This window comes from Devosia polycyclovorans, from assembly GCF_042181575.1.
Classification (GTDB): Bacteria; Pseudomonadota; Alphaproteobacteria; order Rhizobiales; family Devosiaceae; genus Devosia; species Devosia polycyclovorans.
The window spans coordinates 2481801-2504349 of sequence record NZ_CP170082.1; the positions used below are offsets into that span (position 1 = coordinate 2481801).

The following is a 22549-nucleotide window of genomic DNA, read 5'->3' on the forward strand; positions in this document are numbered from 1 at the left end:
TCCAGTCCATTGCAGGCCCGGGTCTTGTGCCCGTGATCCCGCGTTTATCCGGTTCGCCAGCACCTTTTCGGTACTGAGAGCGCCTTTGGCAAAGACGACTAAATCGGGTCGCCCACGCGCGTGGACAAACCCTTTCCTTCCAGCACACCCGCCAAGCCCGCCTCGTCGTCCAGAGCGTATACGATTATCGGCATGGCATTGTCGCGGGCAAGGGCGAATGCGGCCGTGTCCATGACCTTGAGGTTCTGATTGATGACTTCGTCGTAGCTGATCTGGCTGTAGCGGGTCGCGCCAGGGTCTTTCTTCGGATCAGCCGAATAAACCCCATCAACCTTGGTCCCCTTGAGGACCATGTCGCATTCAAGTTCGATGGCGCGCAAGGTCGCGGCCGTATCGGTGGTAAAGAACGGATTGCCCGTCCCGCCACCCAGAACCACGACAAAGCCCTCTTCAAGCGCCAGCTTGGCGTCACGGGCAGTAAAGGTATCAGCAACCGAAGGCATGGTTGCCGCGCTGAACGGCTTGGACTTGACGCCATGACGCGTGATGGCATTGCTCAGGGCCAGGGCGTTGATCATGGTGCCCAGCATGCCCATCAGGTCCGCGGTTACGCGATCCGTGCCGTCTGCGGCACCGGCCATGCCGCGGAAGATGTTGCCACCGCCCACGACGATGGCGACTTCAACGCCAGAACGCGCAACTTCGGCGATCTGGCCGGCAATGCGCTGCAAGTATGGTGGCTCGATGCCAAAGGAATTGTCCCCCGCCAGCGCTTCACCCGAAACCTTGAGCAAGATGCGCTTATGTGCGGATGACATCGGTTGGGACCCCTTGATCTGAAATGTGTCGGGCCACCGATTCCGGCGGACCGGACGAACCCTATGGCAAAATGCCAGGCAAATGAAGCCGAGCTTTCCGCAGAGTAGTCATGAAATAGTACGCTCGATCCGCAAACAAAGGTCTTGGGAGAGCGAGAGAATGGGCGGATCCGCCCATTCCCAAATTGACACGGCTTATTTGGTGCCGGCCGTAGCAGCGACTTCGGCAGCGAAGTCGCTTTCGACCTTCTCGATGCCTTCGCCAAGTGCATAGCGGACGAACTTGGTGAGCTTGATCGGCGCACCGGCATCCTTCTCAGCGTTCTTGATCGCGTCGGCAACCTTGGTTTCGCCGTCGATCACGAAGACCTGGCTGAGCAGAGTGACTTCCTCGAAGTACTTGCGCATGCGGCCTTCGACCATCTTTTCGGCGATGTCAGCGGGCTTGCCGCTTTCCTTGACCTGCTCGAGGATGATGGCACGCTCACGGGCCACGACTTCCTGGTCCAGCTCTTCAGGCGAGATGGCCTGGGGCTGGGCAGCAGCGATGTGCATGGCAAGCTGCTTGCCAAGCGCAGACAGGGCTGCCTTGTCGCCGGTGGATTCCAGGGCAACGAGAATGCCGATCTTGCCCATGCCGGGTTTGACCGCGTTGTGAACATAGCTTTCGACCACGCCGTCGGTGACCGATACGGTCTCGGTGCGGCGCAGGTTCATGTTCTCGCCGATCTTGGCAATCGCTTCCGTCAGTTCGGCCGAAACCGAATGACCGGTGCCGGGGAACGGCATTTCGCCCAGCTTGACGACGTCGCCTTCAGCATCGAGGGCCAACTTGGAGACGGCCTCGACGATGTTCTGAAACTGCTCGTTGCGGGCAACGAAGTCGGTTTCCGAATTGACTTCGACGGCGGCAGCCTTGGTGCCGGCAGTGATAACACCAACCAGGCCTTCAGCGGCGACGCGGTCGGCCTTCTTGGCAGCCTTGGCCAGGCCGCGGGTACGCAGCCAGTCGACGGCGGCGTCCATGTCGCCATTGGTTTCAGCTAGGGCCTTCTTGCAGTCCATCATCCCGACACCAGTCGAGTCGCGGAGCTGCTTGACCATTGCAGCAGTGATTTCCATGGGTTCACCTCTTGGCGGCCCCTCGCGGGGCGGCAAATTCGAGTGGGTTTATGCCCGGAATCGGGCGGGGCGTGCCTTTCTGCGAGAAAGACACGCCTGCACGAAGATTAGTTGACGGTCGGCTCGCCTTCGGCCGGCAGGTCCTCGGCGGGAGCCTCGTCAGACGAACCCAGATCGGCGCCAAGGGCGCTCGAGGAGCGGCCGATGCCGTCGATGGCAGCGCGCGAGATCAGCGATACATAAAGCTCGAGAGCGCGGCTGGCGTCGTCATTGCCGGGGATGGCGTAGTCAACGATATCGGGATCGCAATTGGTGTCGACGATGGCGACGACCGGGATGCCCAGACGGCGGGCTTCCTTGATTGCGTTCTCTTCCTTGTTGGTGTCGATCACGAACAGGAGGTTGGGCAGGTTGCCCATGTCCTTGATGCCGCCCAGGTCGCGCTCGAGACGCTCCTGCTCGCGGGACATCATCAGGCGCTCCTTCTTGGTGCGCAGGGCCAGATCGGCTTCGCTCATCGACTCGAGCTCGCGCAGGCGGGCGATCGAGTTGGAGATGGTCTGCCAATTGGTCAGGGTGCCACCGAGCCAACGCGAGTTGACGTAGTACTGAGCGGACTGCTTGGCAGCATCAGCCACCAGCGGGGCAGCCTGACGCTTGGTGCCGACGAAGAGCACGCGACCGCCATCGGCCACCGTGTCGGACACGAGCTGCAGGGCGCGGCTGAGGGCCGGCACGGTCTGGCTCAGGTCGAGAATGTGAATGTCGTTGCGAACGCCGAAAATGTAGCGTTCCATCTTCGGGTTCCAGCGATGCTTCTGGTGGCCGAAGTGCACGCCAGCTTCGAGAAGCTGACGCATGGAGAATTCTGGCAGTGCCATGATGGGCTGCTCCTTTACCGGTTGATGCCTCCACGAAGCTTTGCAGCGCCAGGCGCCACCGGATGGATTTCCCTCAAGGGAAAGCCTGCTTCGTGTGTGAAATCACGTTCGACCCATGCCGAACGCGTGGCTGCTATATGCCAAGGCGGTGCCGGACGCAACCCAGATATGGCCGAGAAACGGGCGCCTGCGGCATTCACGACAATTTCAAGCAACCCGAAATGCCATTGTGGTATTGTTTAACCATAGACCCGCGCCCAGACGCGGGGTCAAGGGTGAGAGCCCCTGAGCGAGGGAGGAAGGGCCCCCAAAGGCTCGCCTCCCCCGCGTTCGTTTCAGGCGAAGCGAACGTCCGTCACACCGTCCAGAGCCTTGATGCCGCCGGCCACCTCGGCCGTGACGTTGTACTTGCCGGGCAGTTCGATCTCGTATTCGCGTGCCCCTCCATCCCGGATCACCACGAAATTCACGGTACCATTGCCGCCGCGCTTGAGTTGCGCGCTGGTGGGGCCAAGCGCCTTGGGATCGGCGAGAAACACCGTCAACTGCCGATCGATCCGCTCGGCCATGCCTTCAATCGGCTCGGCAGACATCAAGCGCACGCTGATGCCTTCGGCGCGCTCATCGGCCCCAACCTGCAGAATGACCGAATTGCCCGGCTGCAGGATGGCACCGAACTCGTTGATCTGCTCGGAGAAGGCGATGCATTCATAAGTGCCGCTCTGATCCGACAGGGTCAGGATCATCATCGGCGTGCCCTTACGCGTTCGCCTGTCGTTACGCGATGAGATCGTACCAGCCAGGCGCCCTGCCCCCGCGCCGTCCTTTACCGCTCGTTCAAAGTCGCTCCAGCGCTGGACGCGGAGCTTTTCGAACAGATCGGCATAAGCATCGAGCGGATGGGCCGAGAGGTGGAAGCCGATAGCCGAGAGTTCGCGATCGGCCCGTTCGGTTGAATTCCAGACAGCAACCCCCGTCGGTAGGCGGAATGGTTCTTCCTCCACGCCACCGAACAGCGAGACCTGGCCGGAACTGCGATCGGCCGTGAGGGCCTGAGCCGTACCGATGACCGATTCGACCGCGGCAAAGGCAATCTCCCGACGCGGAACAAGGCAGTCGAACGCGCCGGCATTGACCAGGGTTTCGAGCGTGCGCTTGTTGAGCACGCGCGGATCGACCCGCCGGGCAAAGTCCCCCAGATCCTTGAAAGGCTGATCACCCCGCACTTCGACAATGTGCTCGGCCATGGCCCTGCCGACGCCCTTAACCGCCGAAAGGCCATAATGGACCCGGTCGTTCTTGACCGAGAACAATACCTCGGACTGGTTGACGCATGGCGGAACCACCTCGATGCCCTTCTTGCCGGCCTCGCGCCGGAAGTCGGAGAGTTTGTCGGTCTGGGCCATATCGAGGGTCATCGAGGCCGCGTAGAATTCGTGCGGGAAGTGCTCCTTGAGATAGGCGGTCTGGTAGCTGACCCACGCATAGGCGGCAGCGTGGCTCTTGTTGAAGCCGTAGTTCGCGAACTTGGCCAGAAGGTCGAAGATTTCGTCGGCCAACGCCTCGCTCACCCCGTTGGGCCCTGCGCCCTCACGGAAACGGATGCGCTGGTTGTCCATCTCCGCCTTGATCTTCTTGCCCATGGCGCGGCGCAGCATGTCGGCTTCGCCGAGCGAGTAGCCGGAGAGGAGCTGGGCGATCTGCATCACCTGCTCTTGATAGACAATAATGCCGTAGGTTTCGTCCAGCACCTCAGACAGCGCCGGATGGGGGTAAACCACCTCCTCGGTGCCGTGCTTGCGGTTGATGAAGCTGGGGATATTGTCCATCGGGCCCGGCCGATAGAGCGCGTTCATGGCGATCAGGTCTTCGATGCGGTCGGGCTTGAGATCCATCAAGGCGCGACGCATGCCCGCCGATTCAAACTGGAAGATGCCGTATGTGTCGCCACGTGCATACAGCTTGTAGGTGGCAGCGTCCTCAATATCGATGGCGTCGATGTCGAGTTCGATCCCCCGCTGCTTCACCATGTCTACCGCATAGCGGATGGTCGTCAGGGTCTTGAGACCCAGAAAGTCGAACTTCACCAGGCCCGCCGGCTCAACCCATTTGAGGTTGTATTGGGTGACCGGCATATCAGAGCGCGGATCGCGGTACAGCGGGAGCAATTCCTGCAGCGGCCGGTCGCCGATAACAATACCGGCGGCGTGGGTCGAGGCGTGGCGGAACAGGCCTTCGAGAGCCTTGGCGATCTCCACCAACTGCCCGACCGTCTCGTCCTCATCGGCCATCTGCTTGAACTGTGGCACCTCGTTCATGGTGCGTTCGACGGACCAGGGATCGGCCGGATTGGCGGGGACGAGCTTGCAAATGCGGTCCACCTGGCCATAGGGCATTTGCAGCACCCGGCCGACGTCGCGCAGCACGGCGCGGGCCTGCAGCGTTCCAAAGGTGATGATCTGGGCAACCTGGCTGGCGCCGTACTTGTCCTGCACGTAGTCGATGACTTCCTCGCGCCGGTCCTGGCAGAAGTCGATATCAAAGTCCGGCATCGAGACGCGTTCTGGATTGAGAAAGCGCTCGAACAGCAGATTGTAACGAAGGGGGTCGAGGTCGGTGATGGTGGTGGCATAGGCGACCAGAGAGCCGGCGCCCGAACCACGCCCCGGTCCGACCGGGATATTGTGGGCCTTGGCCCATTGAATGAAGTCGGCCACGATCAGGAAGTAGCCGGGGAACTTCATGTTTTCGATGATGCCCAGCTCGAAATCGAGGCGCTCGCGATATTCCTTTTCTTCCTTGCCCGGCGCCAGGCCTACGGTTTCAAGGCGCTTGTCGAGACCGTCCACAGCGATCTTGCGCAGCGCGGCGGCTTCAGCGGCAACCACTTCTTCTTCGGTGGCGTGTGAGCCCGCAGCAAATTTTGGCAGGATGGGCCCGCGGGTGCGCGGGCGGAAGGCCACGCGCCTGGCGATCTCGACGGTCGAATCGAGGGCCTCGGGTAAGTCGGAGAACAGGTCGACCATCTCCGCGCGGGTCTTGAAATAATACTGATCGTTGAGCTTGCGGCGCTCCGTCTGAGCCAGCACGGAGCCGCCGGCTATGGCCAGCAAGGCGTCATGCGCCTCATATTCCTTTTCGGTCTTGAAGAAGGGTTCATTGGTGGCGACCAGGGGGATGCCCTTGCGATAGGCGTAGTCGACCAGGCGCGGCTCAACCGTCGCCTCCATGGGCCGGCCGTGGCGTTGCAATTCGACATAGAAGCGGTCACCGAAGAGGTCGGCCAGGCGATCCAGGCGGCGGACAGCATTTGCATCCTGGCCATTGGCAAAAGCCATATCGACGGCTCCTTCGGGACCGCCGGAGAGGCAGATCAGGCCCGAAAGGCTTTCGCGGGTCATCCAATCCAGCCTTGCCCGCGCCAGCCCGTCCTCGCCTTCGAGGTAAGCGCGGGAGACGAGCTGCGAGAGGTTGGAAAAACCCTCCTCCGTCTGGGCCATGAGGACAATGGAGGACTTGCCGGTCCAGGCGGTGTGGCCCCTTTCGCTGACCCGCTCCTCGGCGGCAGCGAAATCGACGGCAAGCTCAACGCCGATCAGCGGCTGAATGCCCTTCTTGGTGGCCTTCTCGGAGAATTCGAGGGCGCCGAAGAGATTGTTGGTGTCGGCTATACCGAGAGCCGGTTGTTCATCCTCCGCGGCGAGCTTGAGAATGGTCTCCAGCTGCAAGGCGCCTTCGAGAAGCGAGAAGGCAGAGTGAACATGAAGGTGAATGAAGCCTGGGCCGCGCATTTGCATCTCCTGGTCTGACCCTGCGGCACAGGTCGCGCGGGGTCAAACCGCCGTTGCGTCAATCCACAGCCATCAGGCGATGTGGGTGATGATATCCATCCAGGTCAGTGAGCCGATGGTGAAGGCGCCCAGGGTAACGAAAGCGGCGAGGTCTTTGACAAAATCGAGCATCTTGGTCTCCCGTGTTTCTGTAATGTTCTTGTATATTCTCTATTTGTTCTCGTCCAGACGGGAACAGCGGTGAAACCGGGGACAGCGGTTTATTGGTTAGGATTTCGTTAGGAGAGCTTTGCCGGGTGTTAAGATTCGGGACGTGCGGAAAAGCCGCCTCGCCTCTCGGCTATCGGTTACACGGTAACGAACGGCCAGTGGCCCTTCCGAAACTAGGTAGAACGGACCACTGGCCGTTCGCCACGGAAACACGGATTTTCCACGGGTCCGGATTCAGGCGGTACCGTTATTGCAGGTCCGGCTGCCGAGCTTCTACCCGCGTAAAGAGGCGCCCCTCTTCCCGGCCTCCCCGCCCAGCCCTGCGTCGGGGCCGCGTGTGTGGCGAGGATGGGAGGAGTATGAGGGAGGAATTCGGGGCAGGGATTACTTATTTAGATGCTTAGGCCCGAGAGTGACGTCTGGCGGGGGTGGAAATATGCGAACGGCCGCGCCACCGGTGCGCCCAGCCCTCCGGGACGGCTCAAAGCGTGTGAGGCACCACCAGGCCGCCCTTGAGCGTGACGATTCGGTCGGCGCGGCGGGCGAGGTCGTGATTGTGGGTGGCGATCAGTGCGGCGGCGCCTTCGTTCTTGATCAGGTCCTTGAGGGCTTCGAAGACCAGATCGCTGGTTTCCGGATCGAGATTGCCGGTCGGCTCATCGGCCAGGATGACGCGGGGATGATTGGCGGCGGCGCGGGCAATGGCGATGCGCTGCTGCTCGCCACCGGACAGTTCGGCGGGGCGATGGGACGCCCGGGGCGCCACGCCCAGCAAATCGAGCAATTCCATGGCCCTGCCCTCAGCCTGCTTCTGGTCGTGTCCGGCGATCAGCTGGGGCATGACGACGTTTTCGAGCGCCGTGAACTCGGGCAGCAGGTGGTGGAACTGGTAGACATAGCCGACGGTGGAGCGGCGCAATTGGGTGCGGGCGCGATCGCCGAGCCGGCTGGTGGGCTGACCGATGATCTCGATCTCGCCGTCCTGGGGGGATTCGAGCAGACCGCACAGGTGCAGCAGCGTGGACTTGCCGGCCCCCGATGGCGCAACAAGAGCAACCAGTTCGCCGCTCTCCACTGTGAGGTCGGCGGCCTCGAGCACACGCACCAGGCGCTCGCCCTCGCCATAGTGGCGATGGACGCCAGAGAGCTTGAGATGCGGCTTATTCATAGCGCAGGGCCTCGACCGGATCGTATTGCGCAGCGCGCCAAGCCGGATAAAGGGTGGCGAGAAAACTCAGGCCCAAGGCCATGCAGACGACCACAGTGACTTCGGTTGGGTCGGTGCGGCTGGGGAGGGAGGAGAGGAAGAAGACCTCTGGCGGGAACAGCGTCACCCCAAGCAAATTGGAGATCGAGGCGCGCAAGGCCTCGGCATTGGCGGCAACGATCAGGCCAAGCACCATTCCGACCAGAGTGCCGATGACGCCAATGGCGGTGCCCGTGATGGAGAAGATGCGCATGATGGAGCCGCGCGTGGCGCCCATGGTCCGCAGGACGGCGATATCGGCGCCCTTATCCTTCACCAGCATGATGAGGCTCGAGATGATGTTGAAGGCAGCCACGAGAATGATCATGGACAGGATGGTGAACATCACCACCCGTTCGACCTGCAGGGCCGAGAAGAAGGTTTCGTTGCGTTGCTGCCAGTCGGTCAGGACCAGCGGGCGCACGCCGGGCGCCGATTGCAGGCGCTGACGCATCAAGGCCACTTCATCGGGATCGTCGATGAAAACTTCGACCGCGGTCGCGCGCGGGACGCGATCATAAGCGGCGTCAATTTCCTCGTCGCTGGCGAGCGGATCAAGTGGACCCATGCCGGGCTTCAAAACCTCGTCGACCATGCGGAAATAATCCTGCGCGGCTTCAAGCGGCATATACATGAAGAAACTGTCGAACTCGACCATGCCCAGATTGTAGATGGCATTGACCGGGTAGGAGCGGATCTGGGGGGTGGAGCCGAATGGCGTCATGGCGCCATCGGGATTGATAATCTGCACCTGATCGCCAATTCCGACGCCAAGCGTCTGGGCCAGACGATAGCCGATGGCGACGCCCCTGCTGCCATCCCACTGATCGAAACCGCCCTGCTCTGCCGAAGTGTACAGCAGATCGAGCTTTTTGAGATTCTCCTCATCCATGCCGCGTACGGAGACGCCGGTGGATGAGCCGCGGCCGGACGCGAGTACCTGGCCTTCAACGAAATAGACGGCGAAGCTGACGCCATCGACCTGTTCCAATGCCGCTACGGTTTCCTTGTAGTCGGTGAACTGGCTTTCGATTGGATGGGCAGTGAAGTGACCGTTGAGGCCCAGGATCTTGTCGAGCAGCTCGCCGCGAAAACCGTTCATGACCGACATGACGACGATGAGTGTCGCCACGCCAATTGCAACACCAACCATGGTGAGGCTGGCAATGACCGAGATGAAGGCTTCCTTGCGACGGGCGCGCAGATAGCGTCCGGCAATCAGCCATTCGAAACGGGCGAATGGCCGGGTGGCCCGGCCTCCCCTCGGCATTGGCGCACTGTCGGTCAAATGTCGGTCATCCGCTGCGGTTCGATCAAGCCCTTGAGACGGGCGACCGCCTCGGTGAGCGGCAGCGTTTCGCGCTCGCCGGTCTTGCGATGCTTGATTTCGACTTCGCCCGATTTAAGGCCGCGCGGACCGAGGATCAGCTGATAGGGTATGCCGACCAGGTCGGCGGTGGCGAATTTGGAGCCGGCGGGCTGGTCGCGATCATCATAGAGCATGTCGAGGCCGGCCGCTGTGAGTTCGGCATAGAGCTTGTCGCATGCAGCATCGGTGTCGGCATCGCCGGCCTTGAGATTGATCAAAACCGCCTCGAAGGGGGCAACCGAGACCGGCCAGACAATACCGTTTTCGTCGTGGCTGGCTTCGATGATGGCGGGTACGACGCGGGTCAGGCCAATGCCGTAGGAGCCCATATGCACGATGGTTTCCTTGCCGTCCTGACCAGTGACGCTAGCCTTCATCGGTTCGGAATATTTGGTGCCGAAATAGAAGATGTGGCCGACCTCGATACCGCGAGCGGAGACGCGCTTGTCTTCGGGCACTGCGGCTTCGTATTCGGCCTCGTCGACCATCTCCTCGGTAGCGGCGTAGAGCGAGGTCCAGTCATTGAAGATGGGCGTGAGGTCGCCCATGAAATCGGTGTCCTGGCCGGGAATGGGTTTATCTAGCAAGTCGCGGTGACAGAAAACCTGGCTCTCGCCGGTTTCGGCCAGGATGATCCATTCGTGGCTGAGGTCGCCGCCAATGGGGCCGGTATCGGCGCGCATCGGAATGGCGGTCAGGCCCATGCGGGCATAGGTGCGCAGATAGGCCACGAACATGCGCTCATAGGCCTTGACCGCGTCTTCCTTGGTAAGATCGAAGCTATAGGCATCCTTCATCAGGAATTCGCGGCTGCGCATGGTACCGAAGCGGGGACGCACCTCGTCACGGAACTTCCACTGGATATGGTATAGGTTCAGCGGCAGGTCCTTGTAGGACTTCACATAGCTGCGGAAGATGTCGGTGATCATCTCCTCATTGGTGGGACCATAGAGGAATTCGCGCTCGTGCCGATCTTCGATGCGCAGCATCTCCTTGCCATAGGCTTCGTAGCGGCCCGATTCGCGCCAGAGATCGGCGGACTGGATGGTGGGCATGAGCAATTGCACTGCGCCGGAGCGGTTCTGCTCCTCCTCGATGATCTTTTGCACCTTCATAAGGACTTTGTAGCCCATGGGCAGCCAGGAATAGAGGCCGGAGGCCTGCTGACGGATCATGCCGGCGCGCAACATCAGGCGGTGCGAGACGATCTCGGCTTCCTTTGGCACATCACGAAGCACCGGCATAAAATAGCGGGAAAAGCGCATGGGAACTCCGACTGATGTTCTTTTTAGCATGCCCTTGTCGGAAAACCGGCGACCATTTTTCCGGGACATGCTCAGGTCGACTCGCAGGATTTGTTGATGCACACTCAAATCGCAACCGTCCATTCGATGCAAGCATGCAAGCTATGCAGAATCTACTTGGCAGAGCGATTTTCTGTTGTTAGGGTCCGCCCCAATAAAACAAAGGTGGCCCAAACCGCCGGACGTCGACAACGTCAAGGGAGGAGCGTTGGCAGCCGCTTCGTAGCGCGCCTAAGACCAACGTATTGTCGAACAAACTCATTCAAGCAGGGCCCTCGTGCCCTGCTTTTTTGTTTGAGGACGCACCTTTATGACAGATTCCGTGACATTTTCGCGAATTGCGCTGAACTTGCCCGGCGCCGTGTCCGCGCCGCACTTTGACCGCACGGCATTCAAGGTGAAGCGCATTTTTGCGACCCTGGCCGCCGATGGGCTCAGCGCCAATCTCAAATTCACACCGGATGAGCAGGAGCTCAAGTGCATGGTCGCGCCGGAAATCTTCCAAGCGATCGACGATGGCTGGGGGCGGCAGGGTTGGACGACGATGCGGCTGCGTGCGGCCGGCGAGGCAGATGTCGAGTCGGCGCTCAGAATGGCGCATGTTCATGCGGTGGCCAAGAAGTAGGTCCGCAGAACTCACGCACTTGAACCCGGACATTATCGCAGCAGCGGAAACGGACTGGTCTCCGGCAACCCTCCGATAGATCGATTTCCCCTAGGGGTCAGTCCGAAACTGCTCATCCGGCGCTGCGCGTCAAGTTCTCGCCCAGGGCAAGACGAATTGAGCGGCGGTCGCCGCTCTTGCTCTTCAGATACCCAAAGAGGCCAAGCCCCTCAGCGGTTCCAGTAGGCCTGGAGGGTCTCATTGCTGAGGCCCCAGAACAGCAGGGCCGTGAAGAGCGCGGCGAGAACTGTCGTGATCAGGCCTTTGGTGATCAGGCGGGGGGCAACGGGCGCGCCCGGATCGGAGCCGGCGACGACCTCTGCGCCGGTCTCGTGATGGCTGTGGCTGCCAATGGGCAGGACCGCCACGAAGGTGAGCCACCAGACAACGAAATAGACGGCGATGATCGATCCGATTTGCATGGGGCCGGTGTAGCGCGGAAATGGGAACGGTGGGAAGCGGCGCGGTGTCGCGGGGACCATTGAGATTTTGGAAACCACGAATAATCAGCGCACGAGACAGCGGCGAAACACATTGGGCGTGACCTCCGTTAGTGCGGCATGAGCCCGCCCTCCGAACGCTACATCTTTCGCTTCATTCACCAACAAGGCCCAGACGGCTGGACTGTCGTCGATACGGTTTCGGGACAAGCCAGCGGTCACTACGCCTCAGAAGATGAGGCGGTATTCGCTGCTCTGGCGGAAACCAGCCTGAGCAGCGAATACCGAATTGAGCCGGCACACGATGCGGCTATTCCTCTGGAGTAGCGGCGGACTAAACCCGATGCACAAAGACCGAGACGTTGGGCTTGCGGCCCCAGAAGGCGTTGACCTCGTTGCGGATGGCCTTGAACAGCGCTGAGTTGAGCACTTCAGTGTCGCTGCGGCGCTTGGCGGGCATCGACTTGATGACGCCGGTGATGGTGTCTTCGATGAGGTCGGTAACCGATTCATCGTCGGTTTCGGGCAGGCCCTCGACGACCAGATCGGGGCCAGAGACAACCTGACCACCGCCATTGACGCAGAGGCTGACGATGACCATGCCGCCAAAGGACAGGCGGCGGCGGCCCTTTACGCCGCTTTCCTCGGGGGTGCAGAGCACCAGACCATCGAGATAGAGTTCGCCGGTGCGCACTTCGGCCGGGTAGGCCATAGGCTCGGGGAAGAGCCGGACCATATCGCCATTGCGAGCTTCACAGACATTGGGAATGCCCTCTTCCCGGCCCAGCTTGGCATGGGCCTGCAAATGCACGGACTCGCCATGAACCGGCACCAGCACTTCGGGCTTGACCCAGGAGTAGAGCTTCTGCAACTCGCCGCGCCGGGGGTGGCCGGTCACGTGGACAAGGGCGTCATTGGCGGTGATGAGTTCGACACCCTTGTCGATCAGCAGGTTCTGAATGTCGATGACTTCGCGCTCGTTGCCCGGGATGGCCCAGGACGAAAAGATCATGCGATCGCCGGCATTGAGGTCGATCACCGGGTGGTCACCACGGGCGATACGGGCAATGGCCGCGCGGGCCTCGCCCTGGCTGCCGGTGCAGATCAGCACGCACTTGTCGCGCGGGATGGACTTGAAGGCATCCTGGTCGTGCAAAGTCGGCAGGCCTTCGAGCATGCCCAGCTCGCGGGCAATGCCCATGATGCGATGCAACGAGCGACCGGAAAGAACCACCTCACGACCGGCCTTGTGGGCGGCACGAACGATGGACACCACGCGTCCGACATTCGAGGCAAAGGTCGTGACGGCGACGCGGTGCGGTGCATCGGCGATCAGCTTGGCGAGATTGTCGCCGACTTCCTGTTCGCTTGGGCTTTCGCCTTCCTTGGTTGCGTTGGTGGAGTCGCAGATCAAAGCCAGCGGTGAGGAGGTGTCCTCGCCGATCTTCTTGAGGCGATCAAAATTGGTTGGTGCGCTGATAACCGGGGTCGGATCGAGCTTCCAGTCACCGGTGTGCAGGGCGCGACCAATCGGCGTGGTGATCAGGATGGCGTTCGATTCCGGGATCGAGTGCGCCACATTGATTGGCTCAATGGTGAAGGGGCCGACTTCGAACGGCTTGCCCGGCTGCATGATGGTAACATCGACATTTTCAACAATGCCGTCGCCTGCCCGCTTGGCCGCCAGCATGGCGGCGGTGAAGGGCGTGGCGTAGACGGGCTTGTCGAAGACCGGCCAGAGATCGAGGACCGCGCCATAGTGATCTTCGTGGCTGTGGGTGAGGACAAGGGCCAGGACGTCGTCGGCATTCTCCTCAAGGAACTCTGGATTGGCCATGATGAGCTCGATGCCCGGCAGTTCCGGACCGCCGAAACTGACGCCACAATCGACCACGATCCATTTGCGGCGATGGGCCGGACCAAAGCCGTAGGCCGCCATGTTCATGCCGATTTCGCCAACGCCGCCGAGCGGCACGAAGACGAGTTCATCCCTTTGGTTCTTAGCCATGGGTATCTTATTCCTTATCTGGGCATGCGCCGAACGATCTATGGTCGCCGGTCGCCCCTGCCCTTTTGTTGTGGTCAGCTTCGGGCGCTGGCCGTTGCCCCAAAATGCACATCGCCCGCCGTGATCGGATGCCGCGCGCCCTCGTCGTCGCGGATAATCAACCGACCCGAGGAGTCGATGGTTTCAAAGATGCCGCGGCGCACGACCCCATCCTGGGTGATGGCGACCGGCGCCCCGATCCCCGCTGCTGAACCGCGCCAGAGCTTGAGAACTGCAGCCACGCCCTGACCGTCATTCCACAGCCTGAACGCATCTACCCAGGCGTCAGAAAGCGCTTCGAAGACGTCCTCGGCACTCCGCTCAACACCAAGATCCTTGAGCGAGGTCGCTGGATAGGGCACGCCCTGCGGCGCGGCAACCACGTTGACGCCGATGCCGATGATGATGGCTTGCCGCCCATCCGGGGTTTTTGCAGCTTCCAACAGGATACCAGCCAGCTTGGCGCCATCGGCCAGCACGTCATTAGGCCATTTCAGCGCAATGCGCGAGTGCCCATCGGCCCCGTCCGCCCCATCAATACCGATGCGGATCATGCCCTTGGGCAGGACACTCGACAGGCCAGCACCAAGGGCAATACCGGCAACGAAACCAAGTGTGGCGATAGTATCGGGCGAAGCGTCTGGGACCACAAGCAGGCTCGCTGCCAGATTGCCGGCAGGACTATGCCACTCCCTGCCCCGCCGGCCGCGGCCGGCTGTCTGCTGCAAGGATGCAAACCAGAAGCCACCCGGATCGCCCGCTGCGGCAGCCGAAAGAGCCTCGCTATTGGTTGAGCCAATGGAGTCAAAGCCCGCCAGCCGGTATCCAGCGTCGCGGGCCTTTTGACCCAGTCGGAAGTCAGCCACCTAGATCACCTCATGCCGCGATGGGCATGTCCCATGTGATCCAGGTTTCGTCTGGCGCATCGGCTGACCGACAACCGGCGACCACTGTCCGGGCCGATGCACTAGAACAGACTTCCCGCAGCCGTATGGGCCAAGGATGCCAGCGGGCTGCCGACCGTGAAATAATAGGTGACGATCAGAAACCCGGAGGCGCCCATGATGATGTTGAGCTCGCCCGGAACGGCCGCAAACTGCTTGATCGGCGCATCGAAGAACATCACCTTGACCACGCGCAGATAGTAGAAGGCGCTGACGGCCGAAGCGAGCACGCCGATCACCGAAAGCACGTAGAGATTGGCTTCGATGGCGGCGAGGAAGACGTGCCACTTGGCAAAGAAACCGGCAAGCGGCGGCAGGCCGATCAGCGAGAACATCAGGATGGCCATGATGGCAGCCACGAAAGGCCGGGTCTGGGCGGCGCCTGCCAATTCGTCGATGGTCTCGACATAACCGGTGTCGGTGCGGAACGAGAGCAGGCAGGCAAACAGGCCGACAGTCATGGCCACGTAGATCGCCATGTAGATGGCGACGCCTTCTACCCCGACCTGGGTGCCCGATGACAAGCCCACCAGGGCAAACCCCACATGCCCGATCGACGAGTAGGCGATCAGGCGTTTGAGCGACTGCTGCCCGATGGCGGCAAAGGCCGCCAGGACCATGGAGGCAATCGAAAGGAAGATGACGATCTGCTGCCAGTCCGACGTGATCGGCGCAAAGGTATCCATGACCAGACGGATCATCAGCGTCATCGCCGCCACCTTGGGCGCCATGGCAAAGAACGCGGTAACCGGGGTCGGTGCGCCCTCATAGACGTCGGGCGTCCACATGTGGAACGGCACGGCCGAAATCTTGAAGGCAACACCTGCGAGCAGGAAGACAACGCCGAAGATCAGGCCGACGGAGCGGCCTTCATTGGCGATAGCGATGACGATTTCCTCAAGATTGGTATGGCCGGTAAAGCCATAAATCAGGGAAGCGCCATAGAGCAGCAGGCCCGAGGAGAGAGCGCCCAGCACGAAATATTTGAGGCCCGCTTCCGAAGCGCGCGCGTCATCGCGCTTGATGGCGGCCATGACGTAGAGCGAAAGGGACTGGAGCTCGAGGCCGACATAGAGGCTCATCAGGTCATTGGCGGAAACCATGACCATCATACCCAAGGTGGCGAGCAGTGCCAGCACGGAATATTCGTATTTGTGAACGCCGTTCTCTTCGGCATTGGACATGCCCAGGATCAGGGCCATACCGGCGCCGCCGATGACCAGAACCTTCATGAAGCGGCCAAAGCTGTCGGCAATAAAGAGGCCATTGAAGACCACGCCATCTGCCGGCTGGAGCATGACCAGCAGGCCGGTTGCGGCCAGCAGGCCCACGGCAAGCCAGGACACGAGCGCCGACCGCTCCTTATTGACCACCACGCCGACCAACAGCAGGACAAGAATGCCCAGAGCCATCAGCACTTCGGGATAGGCAGGAGCCAGGCTCGCGAAATCGGTAACGTCAGAGTTCACTTGAGGCTCCTAATGCGCAGCGGGCTCGGCCGCATGGTCGTCGGCCGGCTGGGCCGCGCCTTCGACAGGCGCGACATATTCAAGGGGGGCGCGTTCATCGGCCAGGGCCACGGCCGGATCGAGGCCGTTGGCAGCCGAATACTGTGCGACCAGATTGTCGACCGCGGCTGCGGTCGTGTCGAGGATCGGGGCCGGATAGAAGCCGAAGACCACGGTCAGCACGATCAGCGGATAGAGCACCACTTTTTCGCGCAGATTGAGGTCAAGGATGCCCTTCAAACTATCCTTGGTGAGCGCACCAAAGACCACCCGGCGATAAAGCCAGAGGGCATAGCCAGCCGAGAAGATGACGCCGAAGGCGGCGCCAAAGGCGACCCAGGTATTGACCTGGAAAACGCCGATCATGGTGAGGAACTCACCGACGAAACCCGAGGTGCCCGGCAAACCGACATTGGCCATGGTGAAGACCATGAAGGCAAAGGCATATTGCGGCATGCGCTCGACGAGACCGCCATAGGCGGAAATCTCGCGGGTGTGCATCCGGTCATAGATGACGCCAACACAGAGGAAGAGCGCGCCGGACACGATGCCGTGGCTGATCATCTGGAACATGGCGCCCTGGATACCCAAGGCATTGCCGGCAAAGATACCCATGGTCACGAAACCCATGTGGGCCACCGACGAATAGGCGATCAGCTTCTTGATGTCGGTCTGCACCAGGGCGACCAGCGAGGTCAGGATGATGGCAGCGACCGAGAGCAGGAAGACGAAGTTGGCGAACTGGGCCGAAGCATCGGGGAACATGGGCAGAGAAAAGCGCAGGAAGCCGTAGCCGCCGAGCTTCAGGAGGATCGCGGCCAGGATGACCGAACCGGCGGTCGGGGCCTGCACGTGCGCTTCGGGCAGCCAGCGGTGGAAGGGCCACATCGGCATCTTCACGGCCAGCGAGGCAAAGAAGGCGAGCCACAGCCAGGTCTGCATGCCGACCGGGAAATCATGGCCCAGCAGGCGGATGATGTCGGTGGTGCCAGCGTCCCAATACATGCCCATCATGGCGAGCAGCATCAGCACCGAGCCGATGAAGGTGTAGAAGAAGAACTTGTAGGCCGCCTGAATGCGCTGTGCGCCGCCCCAGATGCCGATGATGAGGAACATCGGCAGCAGGGTGCCTTCGAAGAAGACATAGAACATGGCCAGGTCGAGCGTGGTGAAAACGCCGATCATCAGCGTTTCGAGCACCAGGAACACGATCATGTATTCCTTGACGCGCATCTCGACGTCCCAGCTCGCCAGAACGGCGGCGGGCATCAGCAGCGCGGTCAGCACGACAAAGAGTACCGAAATGCCGTCGACGCCTACGCGGTAGCCGATCGAGTCACCGATCCAGGCCATGTTGACCACGAACTGGAAGCCGGCGCTGGAGGCGTCGAACGCCTGCCAGAGGGCCAGGGAAAGCACGAAGACAACAAGAGTGGTGGCCAGTGCGATCCAGCGGATGGCATTCAGCGCGGTCTTCGGCGTGAACAGCAGGATCGCTGCGCCGAGAACCGGCAGCCAGGTCAGGAGTGTGAGGATGGAGTTCTCAAAGGTCATCAGATCAGTCCCCCGGCCGCGATGGCCCAGGTCAACAGCGCCGCGATGCCGATGAGCATGGCGAAGGCATAGTGATAGAGATAGCCGGACTGGAGCTTGACGACCCAGCTCGTGACGTTCTGGACGCGACGGCCAAGGCCCTCGGCAATCTTGCCGTCGACCAGCCAGTCATCAAAGCCCTTCCAGACCGCATTGCCGATCCAGAGCGCAGGCTTGACGAAGACCGTGTTGTAGAGCTCGTCGAAGTACCACTTGTTGAGCAAGAACTTGTAGAGCCCCGGATTGGTCGCGGCGAGCCTGACCGGCACGTCCGGGCGGCGGATATACATATACCAAGCCGAGACGAAACCGATGATCATGGCGATGGTGGCGCTCCACTTGACCCAGGTCGGGACGTGATGGGCGTCGTCAATGATCTGGTGGTCGACATAGATCGATCCGGCGAAAAAGTGCTCGATATGCTCCACCTCGTGGAAGAACATGCCGTAGAACACGACGCCGGCAAGCACCGCTCCAACGGCCAGCACATAGAGCGGCACCAGCATGACATTGGGCGACTCGTGGGCATGGTCATAGGCGGAGCCGTGGTGGCCATGATCGCCGTGATCGTCGGCATTGCTGTCGTCGATCGGCTCGTCATGGCTTTCCAAGGCCGCATGCGCCGGATCCGGATGCGGACCTTCGCCATGATGCTGGGCATCACGCGGCGAGCCGTGGAAAGTCAGGTGCACCAGGCGCCAGGAATAGAAGCTGGTAAACAGCGCGGCCACGACCAGCAGCCAGAAGGCGAAGGAGCCGACATTGCCGCCAAAGGCATAGGCGCTTTCGATGATGGCGTCCTTGGAGAAGAAACCGGCAAAGCCGAAACTGGTGCCCGGGATGCCGACGCCGGTCAGGGCCAGCGTGCCGATCATCATCATCGCGTAGGTGATGGGGATCTTCTTACGCAAACCACCCATGTTCCGCATGTCCTGTTCATGGTGCATGGCATGGATGACCGAGCCTGCACCGAGGAACAGCAGTGCCTTGAAGAAGGCGTGAGTGAACAGGTGGAAGATACCAGCCGAATAGGCCCCTACCCCGAGCGCCACGAACATGTAGCCGAGCTGGGAACAGGTCGAATAGGCGATGACGCGCTTGATGTCGTTCTGCACGAGGCCCACCGTCGCCGCGAAGAAGGCGGTGATGGCGCCGATGACAATGACGACCGTCAGCGCGAAGGGTGAGGTTTCGAACAGCGGCGAAAGACGCGCAACCATGAAGACGCCGGCCGTCACCATGGTGGCGGCATGGATGAGCGCCGACACCGGGGTCGGGCCTTCCATGGCGTCCGGCAGCCAGGTGTGCAGCAGGAACTGCGCCGACTTGCCCATCGCGCCCATGAACAGCAGCAGGCAGATAACCGTCATGGCATCGAGCTGCCAGCCGAGGAACTGGATCACCGGCAGGCCGGTGGCCGCGAACTCGTCAGCAGCGTGGAAGGCGCCGTCGAAGTCGATATGGCCCAGCACCAGGAAGGCGCCGAAGATACCCAGGGCAAAGCCGAAGTCACCCACCCGGTTGACGATGAACGCCTTCATCGCTGCCGCCGTAGCGGAGGGCTTGGTGTACCAGAAGCCGATCAGCAGATAGGAGGCCAGACCCACGCCTTCCCAGCCGAAGAACATCTGCAGGAAGTTGTCGGCGGTCACCAGCATGAGCATGGCGAAAGTGAAGAGCGAGAGATAGGCAAAGAAGCGCGAGCGATGCGGATCTTCTTCCATGTAACCGATGGAATAGACGTGAACGAGCGCGGACACCGTATTGACCACGACCAGCATGATGGCGGTCAGCGTGTCGACACGCAGGATCCAGCGCAGATCCATGTCGCCGACCTGGATCCAACGCATCACCTCGACCTTGACCACGGCTGCATGACCGTCGCCTACGGCACCGACCAGACCGTCACCAAAGGCGACAGGGATGAACACGACCCAGCTCAGCACGGCTGCGATCAGCAGCAGGCCGGTGGTGATGAACTCGGATGGCCGATGGCCAATCTGGCGGCCCAGAAGGCCGGCTACCAACGCCCCGATGAGAGGCAGGAAAACAATCGCCTGAATGATCATAGCGGTGCTCTTAGCCCTTCATCAAATTGACGTCTTCAACCGCGATGGAGCCACGGTTGCGGTAGAAGATAACGAGGATCGCCAGACCAATAGCGGCCTCGGCGGCAGCCACGGTAAGGATCATCAGCGCAAAGACCTGACCCTGCAGATCCTGCAGATGCGCACTGAAAGCCACCAGGTTGAGGTTCACCGCCAGAAGGATGAGCTCCACCGACATCAGGATGACGATGATGTTCTTGCGGTTGATGAAAATGCCGAACACGCCGAGCGTGAACAGGATTGCTGCTACGGTCAGGTAATGACCGAGCCCGATTTCCAGACCCATAGTAACCCCCTATAGCCCCTGACCGCTCTTGACCTTGACATTGCGAACCGTCTCGCTGGGCCGACGGCCCAATTGCGAGGCAGTGCTCTGCCGCTTGATGCCCGTCCGGTGCCGCAGCGTCAGCACGATGGCGCCGATCATGGCGACCAGCAGCACAGCGGCAGCACCCTGGAACAGGAAGACGTAGCGGGTGTAGAGCACGAGCCCCAGTGCCCTTGTATTGTCCATGGTGGCATCGATTGGCAGGCCACCTGCGCCGACGACGTCGGGCGCGATGACGAAGCTGCCGGCCACCAGCAAAAGCTCAAGGAACAGTATGCCCCCCACGACCATGCCGATCGGCGCATAGGCAAGCAGCCCGGATTTCATTTCGGCGAAATCCACGTCGATCATCATCACGACGAACAGGAACAGCACTGCCACGGCGCCGACATAGACCACGATCAACAACAGCGCGAGGAATTCGGCCCCGGCGAGCATGAACAGACCGGCAGCGTTGACGAAGGCCAGGATGAGGAACAGCACGGCATGCACAGGATTGCGCGCCGAGATGACCATGAAGGCCGACGCCACGGTAATGGCGGCAAAGACGTAGAAGAAGAACAGCGGAAGGGTCATGCTCTTCCCTCTCAGCGATAAGGCGCATCGGCAGCCAGATTGGCAGCGATTTCACGCTCCCACCGGTCACCGTTGGCGAGGAGCTTCTCCTTGGAGAAGTAGAGCTCTTCGCGCGTTTCTGTTGCGAATTCGAAATTCGGACCCTCGACAATGGCGTCCACCGGGCAGGCTTCCTGGCAGAAACCGCAATAGATGCACTTCACCATGTCGATGTCGTAGCGCACAGTGCGGCGGGTGCCGTCGTTCTGACGCGGGCCAGCCTCGATTGTGATGGCCTGAGCCGGGCAGATGGCTTCGCACAGCTTGCAGGCAATGCAGCGCTCTTCCCCATTGGGATAGCGGCGTAGGGCATGCTCACCCCGGAAACGCGGCGAAACCGGTCCCTTTTCGAAGGGGTAGTTCACGGTCGGCTTGGCCCCAAAGAAATAGCGCATGGCCAGGAAGAAGGCCGTGACGAATTCGGTGAGGAGCAGCTTGTTGATCAGTTGTCCGGCGCGCATCAGGCAATACCCCCGTGCCAGCCCCAGCCGGTGAGCTGGAGAACGAAAGCGACAATCACGACCATGATCAGGGAAAGCGGCAGGAACAGCTTCCAGCCGATCCGCATGAGCTGGTCGTAGCGATAGCGGGGCACGATGGCCTTTGCCATGGCAAACATGAAGAAGACGAGAGTTACCTTGATGAAAAACCAGATGACGCCCGGAATCCAGGTAAAGGGCGGCAGGTCGATCGGTGCGGCCCAACCACCCAGGAACAGGATGGTGGTCATGGCGCACATGAGCAGGATGGCGATGTACTCACCCAGCATGAACAGGAGGTAAGGCGTGGCCGAATATTCGGTCATGAAGCCTGCCACCAGTTCGGATTCGCCTTCAACCATGTCGAAGGGCGGACGGTTGGTCTCAGCCAGGGCCGAAATGTAGAACACCACGAACATCGGGAACAGCGGCAGCCAGAACCAGTTGAGGAACGACAGCCACGGCACACCGAGAGCATGAGCCAGACCCATCTCTGACTGGGCGATGACGATGTCATTGAGGTTCAGGGACCCCACGCAGAGCAGAACAGTGATGATTACCAGGCCGATCGAAACTTCGTAGGACACCATCTGGGCAGCGGCGCGCAGGGCACCGAAGAAGGGGTATTTCGAGTTCGAGGCCCAACCGCCGATAATGACGCCATAGACACCGAGCGAGGAAATGCCGAGCAGGTAGAGTATGCCGACATTGATGTCGGCCATGGCCCAACCATTGTCCACAGGCACCACTACCCAGCCGGCAAGCGCAAGTGTGGCGGTGATCAGCGGAGCAGCAAGAAACAGAACCTTGTCGGCGCCTGCAGGAATGATCGCTTCCTTGAGGACGAACTTGAGCAGATCGGCGAACGACTGCAACAAACCGAAGGGACCGACGACATTGGGCCCGCGGCGCATTTGCACGGCCGCCCAGACCTTACGGTCACCGAGCAGGATGAATGCCGTGAAGATCAGCAGGCCAACAAGAAGCGCGAGCGCCTTGTAGACAAAGCCGATGTGTTCGCCCCAACCGAGGAAGGGGATGCCCAGCAGGTAGTCGAGGGCCAAGAGAATAAAGTCCATTGT

Annotated in this window: 19 protein-coding genes; 2 read left to right on the forward strand and 17 right to left on the reverse strand. The window is 61.0% G+C overall.

Annotated elements, in window-relative coordinates; all coding sequences use genetic code 11:
• Positions 1-98: 98 nt before the first annotated feature.
• From pyrH to proS, 7 genes are all read right to left on the reverse strand, one after another.
• On the reverse strand, positions 99-818 hold the full coding sequence (gene pyrH / locus ACE4RL_RS12430; protein WP_375597447.1) for a UMP kinase: 720 nt from the start codon (positions 816-818) through the stop codon (positions 99-101).
• Positions 819-1013: 195 nt separating this feature from the next.
• Positions 1014-1940: a translation elongation factor Ts gene (tsf, locus tag ACE4RL_RS12435; protein ID WP_375597448.1), complete on the reverse strand. Its 927-nt coding sequence runs from the start codon at positions 1938-1940 to the stop codon at positions 1014-1016.
• 107 nt (positions 1941-2047) lie between these two features.
• Entirely contained in the window at positions 2048-2821 is a 774-nt protein-coding gene (rpsB, locus tag ACE4RL_RS12440) for a 30S ribosomal protein S2 (protein WP_375597449.1), read from the reverse strand.
• A gap of 335 nt (positions 2822-3156) precedes the next feature.
• Positions 3157-6612 carry a DNA polymerase III subunit alpha gene (gene dnaE, locus ACE4RL_RS12445; RefSeq protein WP_375597450.1) on the reverse strand — a complete coding sequence of 1152 codons (3456 nt, stop codon included), beginning with the start codon at positions 6610-6612 and terminating at the stop codon, positions 3157-3159.
• A gap of 691 nt (positions 6613-7303) precedes the next feature.
• Complete coding sequence (locus ACE4RL_RS12450; protein WP_375597451.1) at positions 7304-7990, reverse strand: ABC transporter ATP-binding protein; 687 nt, start codon at positions 7988-7990, stop codon at positions 7304-7306.
• Entirely contained in the window at positions 7983-9338 is a 1356-nt protein-coding gene (locus ACE4RL_RS12455) for an ABC transporter permease (protein WP_375597452.1), read from the reverse strand. The genes ACE4RL_RS12450 and ACE4RL_RS12455 overlap by 8 nt, the downstream gene beginning before the upstream one ends.
• 14 nt (positions 9339-9352) lie before the next feature.
• On the reverse strand, positions 9353-10702 hold the full coding sequence (gene proS, locus ACE4RL_RS12460; RefSeq protein WP_375597453.1) for a proline--tRNA ligase: 1350 nt from the start codon (positions 10700-10702) through the stop codon (positions 9353-9355).
• Positions 10703-11051: 349 nt separating this feature from the next.
• On the opposite strand from proS, the gene ACE4RL_RS12465 reads away from it, so the two are divergent.
• Complete coding sequence (locus ACE4RL_RS12465; RefSeq protein ID WP_375597454.1) at positions 11052-11366, forward strand: MmcQ/YjbR family DNA-binding protein; 315 nt, start codon at positions 11052-11054, stop codon at positions 11364-11366.
• 209 nt (positions 11367-11575) lie between these two features.
• Here ACE4RL_RS12465 and ACE4RL_RS12470 read toward each other — a convergent pair whose 3' ends face one another.
• A complete protein-coding gene (locus ACE4RL_RS12470) occupies positions 11576-11887 on the reverse strand; it encodes a DUF1467 family protein (protein ID WP_375597455.1) in 312 nt (103 codons plus the stop codon).
• A gap of 78 nt (positions 11888-11965) precedes the next feature.
• On the opposite strand from ACE4RL_RS12470, the gene ACE4RL_RS12475 reads away from it, so the two are divergent.
• A complete protein-coding gene (locus ACE4RL_RS12475) occupies positions 11966-12172 on the forward strand; it encodes a hypothetical protein (protein WP_375597456.1) in 207 nt (68 codons plus the stop codon).
• A gap of 7 nt (positions 12173-12179) precedes the next feature.
• Here ACE4RL_RS12475 and ACE4RL_RS12480 read toward each other — a convergent pair whose 3' ends face one another.
• The 9 genes from ACE4RL_RS12480 to nuoH form a co-directional block, all read right to left on the reverse strand.
• Complete coding sequence (locus ACE4RL_RS12480) at positions 12180-13853, reverse strand: ribonuclease J (protein WP_375597457.1); 1674 nt, start codon at positions 13851-13853, stop codon at positions 12180-12182.
• 74 nt (positions 13854-13927) lie between these two features.
• On the reverse strand, positions 13928-14758 hold the full coding sequence (locus ACE4RL_RS12485; protein ID WP_375597458.1) for a biotin--[acetyl-CoA-carboxylase] ligase: 831 nt from the start codon (positions 14756-14758) through the stop codon (positions 13928-13930).
• Positions 14759-14859: 101 nt separating this feature from the next.
• Entirely contained in the window at positions 14860-16305 is a 1446-nt protein-coding gene (nuoN, locus tag ACE4RL_RS12490) for an NADH-quinone oxidoreductase subunit NuoN (protein WP_375597459.1), read from the reverse strand.
• Between the two features lie 9 nt (positions 16306-16314).
• Positions 16315-17898 (reverse strand): NADH-quinone oxidoreductase subunit M, encoded by a 1584-nt coding sequence (locus tag ACE4RL_RS12495; RefSeq protein WP_375597460.1) that lies wholly within the window; start codon positions 17896-17898, stop codon positions 16315-16317.
• Positions 17898-20006, reverse strand: a complete 2109-nt coding sequence (gene nuoL, locus ACE4RL_RS12500; RefSeq protein ID WP_375597461.1) for an NADH-quinone oxidoreductase subunit L — start codon at positions 20004-20006, stop codon at positions 17898-17900. The genes ACE4RL_RS12495 and nuoL overlap by 1 nt, the downstream gene beginning before the upstream one ends.
• Positions 20007-20016: 10 nt before the next feature.
• Positions 20017-20325 carry an NADH-quinone oxidoreductase subunit NuoK gene (gene nuoK, locus ACE4RL_RS12505; protein WP_375600277.1) on the reverse strand — a complete coding sequence of 103 codons (309 nt, stop codon included), beginning with the start codon at positions 20323-20325 and terminating at the stop codon, positions 20017-20019.
• 15 nt (positions 20326-20340) lie between these two features.
• A complete protein-coding gene (locus ACE4RL_RS12510; RefSeq protein WP_375597462.1) occupies positions 20341-20949 on the reverse strand; it encodes an NADH-quinone oxidoreductase subunit J in 609 nt (202 codons plus the stop codon).
• 11 nt (positions 20950-20960) lie between these two features.
• Positions 20961-21449, reverse strand: a complete 489-nt coding sequence (gene nuoI, locus ACE4RL_RS12515) for an NADH-quinone oxidoreductase subunit NuoI (RefSeq protein ID WP_375597463.1) — start codon at positions 21447-21449, stop codon at positions 20961-20963.
• Positions 21449-22546, reverse strand: coding sequence for an NADH-quinone oxidoreductase subunit NuoH (nuoH, locus tag ACE4RL_RS12520; protein WP_375597464.1), 1098 nt, complete (start codon positions 22544-22546; stop codon positions 21449-21451). Before nuoH ends, nuoI begins: the two co-directional genes overlap by 1 nt.
• Positions 22547-22549 lie beyond the last annotated feature (3 nt).

Coding starts and splice junctions, on each gene's coding strand:
- pyrH (WP_375597447.1), bottom strand. CDS start 818: ATGTCATCCGCACATAAGCGCATCTTGCTCAAGGTTTCGGGTGAAGCG.
- tsf (WP_375597448.1), bottom strand. CDS start 1,940: ATGGAAATCACTGCTGCAATGGTCAAGCAGCTCCGCGACTCGACTGGT.
- rpsB (WP_375597449.1), bottom strand. CDS start 2,821: ATGGCACTGCCAGAATTCTCCATGCGTCAGCTTCTCGAAGCTGGCGTG.
- dnaE (WP_375597450.1), bottom strand. CDS start 6,612: ATGCGCGGCCCAGGCTTCATTCACCTTCATGTTCACTCTGCCTTCTCG.
- ACE4RL_RS12450 (WP_375597451.1), bottom strand. CDS start 7,990: ATGAATAAGCCGCATCTCAAGCTCTCTGGCGTCCATCGCCACTATGGC.
- ACE4RL_RS12455 (WP_375597452.1), bottom strand. CDS start 9,338: ATGCCGAGGGGAGGCCGGGCCACCCGGCCATTCGCCCGTTTCGAATGG.
- proS (WP_375597453.1), bottom strand. CDS start 10,702: ATGCGCTTTTCCCGCTATTTTATGCCGGTGCTTCGTGATGTGCCAAAG.
- ACE4RL_RS12465 (WP_375597454.1), top strand. CDS start 11,052: ATGACAGATTCCGTGACATTTTCGCGAATTGCGCTGAACTTGCCCGGC.
- ACE4RL_RS12470 (WP_375597455.1), bottom strand. CDS start 11,887: ATGGTCCCCGCGACACCGCGCCGCTTCCCACCGTTCCCATTTCCGCGC.
- ACE4RL_RS12475 (WP_375597456.1), top strand. CDS start 11,966: ATGAGCCCGCCCTCCGAACGCTACATCTTTCGCTTCATTCACCAACAA.
- ACE4RL_RS12480 (WP_375597457.1), bottom strand. CDS start 13,853: ATGGCTAAGAACCAAAGGGATGAACTCGTCTTCGTGCCGCTCGGCGGC.
- ACE4RL_RS12495 (WP_375597460.1), bottom strand. CDS start 17,898: ATGACCTTTGAGAACTCCATCCTCACACTCCTGACCTGGCTGCCGGTT.
- nuoL (WP_375597461.1), bottom strand. CDS start 20,006: ATGATCATTCAGGCGATTGTTTTCCTGCCTCTCATCGGGGCGTTGGTA.
- ACE4RL_RS12510 (WP_375597462.1), bottom strand. CDS start 20,949: ATGACCCTTCCGCTGTTCTTCTTCTACGTCTTTGCCGCCATTACCGTG.
- nuoI (WP_375597463.1), bottom strand. CDS start 21,449: ATGCGCGCCGGACAACTGATCAACAAGCTGCTCCTCACCGAATTCGTC.
- nuoH (WP_375597464.1), bottom strand. CDS start 22,546: ATGGACTTTATTCTCTTGGCCCTCGACTACCTGCTGGGCATCCCCTTC.